Annotated in this window: 2 protein-coding genes; both read right to left on the bottom strand. The window is 32.9% G+C overall.

Features of this window, described 5'->3' with window-relative positions; genetic code table 11:
• Positions 1-311, bottom strand: a 311-nt coding sequence (locus F6K13_RS29920) for a hypothetical protein (protein ID WP_287289391.1), incomplete at its 3' end; no start/stop codon positions are given.
• Positions 312-537: 226 nt separating this feature from the next.
• A complete protein-coding gene (locus F6K13_RS29915; protein ID WP_287289389.1) occupies positions 538-2,103 on the bottom strand; it encodes a bifunctional pantoate--beta-alanine ligase/(d)CMP kinase in 1,566 nt (521 codons plus the stop codon).
• Positions 2,104-2,150: the final 47 nt, after the last annotated feature.

The following is a 2,150-nucleotide window of genomic DNA, read 5'->3' as shown; positions in this document are numbered from 1 at the left end:
AAGGTTTTTAATTCTAATTCCCTCAGTTTTTGTTTAGTATTATTAATTTTTTTGGCAACAACAGAACTAATTTTAATTATTTCTAATGGAGTTTCTTTGCTATTTACCGATTGATTGATTGTCTTTGTACTTGTTGCTGTTTTTACTGTATTTGTATTTGTTGCTGTTTTTACTGTAGTTGCTTTTGTATTTGTTTGTTGATTTGTCCATATTTCCATGGGCAATAACATTCCGATTAAGAAACTTCCACTAGCAGCTATCACTGTTGCTAAAGATTTCCCTTGTCTGGATAGTGAACCTAAGTTTGTCATATTTCTCCTACACACCTTTGTGATTTTCTGAAATTATTCAGTAATTTTGTCAAGAATTTTGTCAAGTTAAAAAACATGAATTTTTAGGCGGTTTAACTATTATTGTTATTCTGGAATAATAGCTATTATTAAAAATACTTTTATTGAGAAAATAAAATACTTGATTCTCCTCCTAAGTTTCATCTAAATAATCTTAATCTACTAAGTATTTTCCGGATTAAATGAACTATAGTTGTGGATTTTTTTGTCTGTAAATATCTACAATTTTTTGAGTAACTTCCGCTATGCTTAAACCATCGGTGCTAATTTCTATAGCATCTAGAGCTTTTCGTAAGGGAGAAATTTTCCGGTTAGCATCTTTTTGGTCTCGTTGAATAATATCTTTTTTTACTTGTTCTAAGCTGATATTAGTTTGACCTTTTTGTTGTAACTCTAGCAGTCGTCGTCGCGATCGCTCTTCCACAGAAGCTGTTAAAAAAATCTTTAGTTCAGCATTGGGAAATACATGAGTACCAATATCTCGTCCTTCTGCTACTATTCCTCCTTTTGTTCCAAATTTTTGTTGTTGTTCTACCATAAAATACCTGACAGTTGCCTGAGCTGCAATAGCTGAAACATGATTTGTAACTTCTCTGCTCCGAATTGCTTCTGTAACATCCTGGCCATTAATAATGACATGGTTGTTTTCAGGGCCATTAAAACTAATCTGACATTGACTGACTAACTCTGCTATTTGGGGTTCATCTTCTACTGGGATGCCAGCTTGTAATACCATCCATGTTACGGCTCGATACATTGCCCCTGTGTCCAAGTACAAAAGTCCTAATTTTTGTGCGACTAATTTGGTTACTGTTGATTTGCCAGCTCCAGCAGGACCGTCAATGGCAATTATTGGTTTGCGGTTTCTCAAGAGAATATTATCTATTAAACGGCAAGAACCAATATGAGCAGCGATCGCTAATAAACCTATATCCTGAATATTTTCTAAAGGTTGTAAACTTTCTGGATTGACTATTTCTACATACTCTAGTTTTATAAATGGTAAAGTTGCCAATTGTTCCTGCACAGCATTTTTAATTTTTTCTACAATATTTGCTGCATTTAGATTTTCTAAAAATACTTTTCTACCATGACAAAGAGAACTATATAATATGGAAGCTTGCTGTTTTTGTTCGATAGTTAAATATTGATTGCGAGAGCTAATAGCTAATCCTGAAGATTCACGAACTATTGGACAAGAAATAATATTAACGGACAAACTGAGGTCTTTTACCAACCTTTGAATAATTGCTAATTGTTGAGCATCTTTTTGCCCAAAATAAGCATTATTGGGCTGAACTAAACTCAATAATTTAGTTACAATAGTCGCAATTCCTTGAAAAAAAGCAGGTCTAGAAAGACTACACATAATTGATGTCATGCTAGATGGAGGAACAACTGTAGTTGTAGAATTTTGAGCATTAGTAGACAGCTCATTTTCCATACCCATCGTTTTAGGAGTGGGAGCAAAAATAATATCTACTCCTTCTTCTTCACATATTTTTTTATCTGCTTCTAACTGCCGAGGATATTTTTGGAAATCTTCAGTAGGAGAAAACTGTAAAGGATTAATAAAAATACTTACAACAGTAATTTGATTCTCTTCTTTAGCACGTTTAATTAAGCTTAAATGTCCTTTGTGTAAAGCTCCCATTGTTGGTACTAAACCAACAGTATATGGAGATTTGTTTAGATCGTTTTTCAATAAATTTAAGTAGCATTGCAAAGCTGCAGTAGTAGTAAATAGACGCATTTTTTATAAAAATAATTATTGATAATTGGTAAGCATTCAGCACTCAG

Origin of the sequence: Okeania sp. SIO2B9 (assembly GCF_010672505.1) — a bacterium.
Taxonomy (GTDB): domain Bacteria; phylum Cyanobacteriota; class Cyanobacteriia; order Cyanobacteriales; family Microcoleaceae; genus Okeania; species Okeania hirsuta.
The sequence above is the reverse complement of the archived record's forward strand: the minus strand, read 5'-3'. Positions and strand labels throughout refer to the sequence as shown.